Raw genomic sequence first — 2,609 nt, 5'->3', positions numbered from 1 at the left:
TTAGCAAGCTGTATACACAGCGTATTGAGCGTGCACATCTGACACTGCGTAACCGATTGCAACGGCTCAATCGCAAGACGCTCGGATATTCAAAATCATCCGAAATGCACGACAGGATCATCGGTACTTACATCGAACGCGAGTACTACGTTTGATGCTACATCAACTCATTGAACACACGACCCAAGAGCTTTTGTTATTACGTTTCCTGCGGCGCAGGCACCGATTCAAACAGATAACCGTCGAACGCCGGATCGTCAACATCCGAAATTTCCAGCAGTTTATGCTTCACATTCTCCAGATGCTGCCACATCTCCTGACGCGCCTGTTTGGCATCGCGGCGGGTCACCGCGCGCAGAATACGCTGGTGGTCATCCAGCCACTGACGCTGGTAGCTGAAATCTACCGTGTGCGAGTGCAAACCGCGCCACATGGAGCTGCGTTTACGCGCCTGCCACACTTCATAAACCATATTGGCCAGCACGCTGTTTTGCGTTGATTGCGCCAGCAAACAGTGAAACAGCTCGTCCGCGCTCTCGTCTACGCTGCCGTTATCCAGCGCCTGACGCTCCTGATCGATAGCCTGCTTCATCTTGATAATATCGGTCTTGGTCGCCTGCATCGCTGCAAAGGCTGCCACTTCGCTCTCCAGCAGTTGACGCGCCTGCATCAGTTCAAACGGACCGTAACCGCTGTCTGCATTGCGGTTCTTATCTTCTGTTGGAATCTGAACCACATACACGCCGGAGCCTTTACGCACTTCAATCAGTTTCTCTAGCTCCAGCATGATCAAGGTTTCGCGCACCACACTGCGGCTAACGGAAAAATTTTCTGCGATATCACGCTCGGGAGGAAGACGATCACCAACCTGATATTTGCCATCCAGAATATCTGTCCGAATCTTGTTACCGATGTCTTGATATAATCGCATCTTATTGTTTTTCCTTCACAAACAACGACGGCGCAAAATTGGCCTGATCAAAGAATAAAAAATACGCAAATCTGGCGCAAATATAACATGAAGCTGTCACATAAATTGCCACCAGGTGCGCATTTTAACAAACCACATCCACAGGAGCACAGAGCTCACCAAGTTAGCTGACCGCTTACTACGGCGGTTGACCACCGTTGAAAGCAACGGCAAATCCGTTGCCGAAAAATCTGCCATTCTCTATTATCCATTCGGAACTGCTTTGCGCTTATTTCACCGGGCAACAATTATCATCGGACAACCATGGATTCATCAATGGCATTGATGCGCTCTGACCCTTTATCTCACACGCGCTACTGGCGCGGCCTGTGTATGTTGATACTGATGGCGTCTTTGAGCGCCTGTAGTCGTACGCCGCCGCCTATCACACCATTAGGGCAGCCGACGTTTTCCCGCTATCAGCAGGAAACCACGCGCTGGGTTGAGGAGCATCGGCGTTTTCAAACATTGGATAAGGCGTTGGAATTAACCTGGAATACCCCGTCGGAAACCCGACCGACAGGCACAGCACGCAAAGGCATATTGCTGGTGAACGGTCTGGGGGATTCCCCCGGTTCGTTTACGGATATCATTCCAGCGCTGACGCAGCGGGGCTTTCTGGTGCGCACTGTGCTGCTCCCCGACCATGGCACACAACCCGCTGATTTGATGACAGTTTCCGTGGAAGACTGGCGGCGCGTGGTGGCTGAGCAAACCGCTTTGCTGCACAAAGAAGTGGGTGAGGTCTATCTGGGCGGCTTCTCGACGGGGGCAATCTGGCGTTGGAATACGCCTTAGAGCATCCGGAAATTCAGGGGCTGGTACTGTTTTCTCCCGCTATACGCTCTGACGAACCGCTCGATTTTCTGGCTCCGCTGCTGGCCTCCGTGACCGACTGGTTGCGCCCGCCGCGACCGGGGCAGCTGCAGCAGATTGCTACGCGCTATCTGCGCGTTCCCACCAACGGTTTTGCATAATTTTATTACTCCAGCGCCAACGTACGCCACCTGCTGGCAAAAAATCCCTACGACAAGCCGGTGCTGATGGTGCTGGCGCAGCACGATTCAGTTCTCAATACCGCCGCCATGCTGGCACAGTTTGACAAGGCTTTCCCTAACCCAGCCAGTCGCGTCATTTGGTACGGTAATCCCCCGGCACAGCAGGTATCCGAGCGCGTACTGGTGCGTACCGCTCGCCTGCCGGAATGGTGCATCAGCCAGTTTTCCCACATGTCGGTCCTTTTTTCCCTCGATAACCCACTCTATGGGCGAACGGGATCATTACGTTTATGCTCTACTGGCCCAGCACCCCCTGCCTCCGATGACTGCAAGAAAAGAGAGGACGTGTGGTATTCCGACTGGTGCTACCAAGAGCTAGGAAAAACGCATATCCGTTTAACCTTTAACCCCTATTTCGACTGGCAAAATCAGGTCATGACCAGTGTATTGAACAGCGAAGGCACAGTTGCCGCAGCACCGTGATCGTCACAAGAATAATAGGTCGTGTATTCAACATGTTGATTGCAGTGTACCATATCCGGTTTTGGATGTGGAATACAGTGGCTAAAGTTTATGTAAGATGCCCGTTTTGTGAACAGACATCTCCTGTGAAAAAACACGGTTATGGCAAAAGTGGCCAT

The 2,609-nt window shown here is 52.2% G+C and carries 2 protein-coding genes and 2 pseudogenes; 3 read left to right on the top strand and 1 reads right to left on the bottom strand.

Annotation, left to right across the window (positions count from 1 at the left end; translation table 11 throughout):
• Window positions 1-155 (top strand): IS1 family transposase (locus QZ506_RS14580; protein WP_291972001.1); only part of this gene is annotated, 155 nt, incomplete at its 5' end.
• A gap of 44 nt (window positions 156-199) precedes the next feature.
• Here the strand turns inward: QZ506_RS14580 and QZ506_RS14575 are convergent.
• The gene (locus tag QZ506_RS14575) at window positions 200-931 is read right to left on the bottom strand and encodes an FCD domain-containing protein (protein ID WP_291971999.1); all 732 of its coding nucleotides are present in this window, start codon (window positions 929-931) and stop codon (window positions 200-202) included.
• Between the two features lie 372 nt (window positions 932-1,303).
• Between QZ506_RS14575 and QZ506_RS14570 the strand changes: the two are divergent.
• Both QZ506_RS14570 and QZ506_RS14565 read left to right on the top strand, forming a co-directional pair.
• Window positions 1,304-2,451: pseudogene (locus tag QZ506_RS14570) on the top strand (alpha/beta hydrolase).
• Window positions 2,452-2,528: 77 nt separating this feature from the next.
• Window positions 2,529-2,609, top strand: a pseudogene (locus QZ506_RS14565) (IS1 family transposase); the annotation flags it as partial.

The organism is Candidatus Symbiopectobacterium sp. (assembly GCF_020054415.1).
Taxonomy (GTDB): Bacteria; Pseudomonadota; Gammaproteobacteria; order Enterobacterales; family Enterobacteriaceae; genus Symbiopectobacterium.
This window is presented reverse-complemented; position numbering and strand designations above follow the sequence as displayed.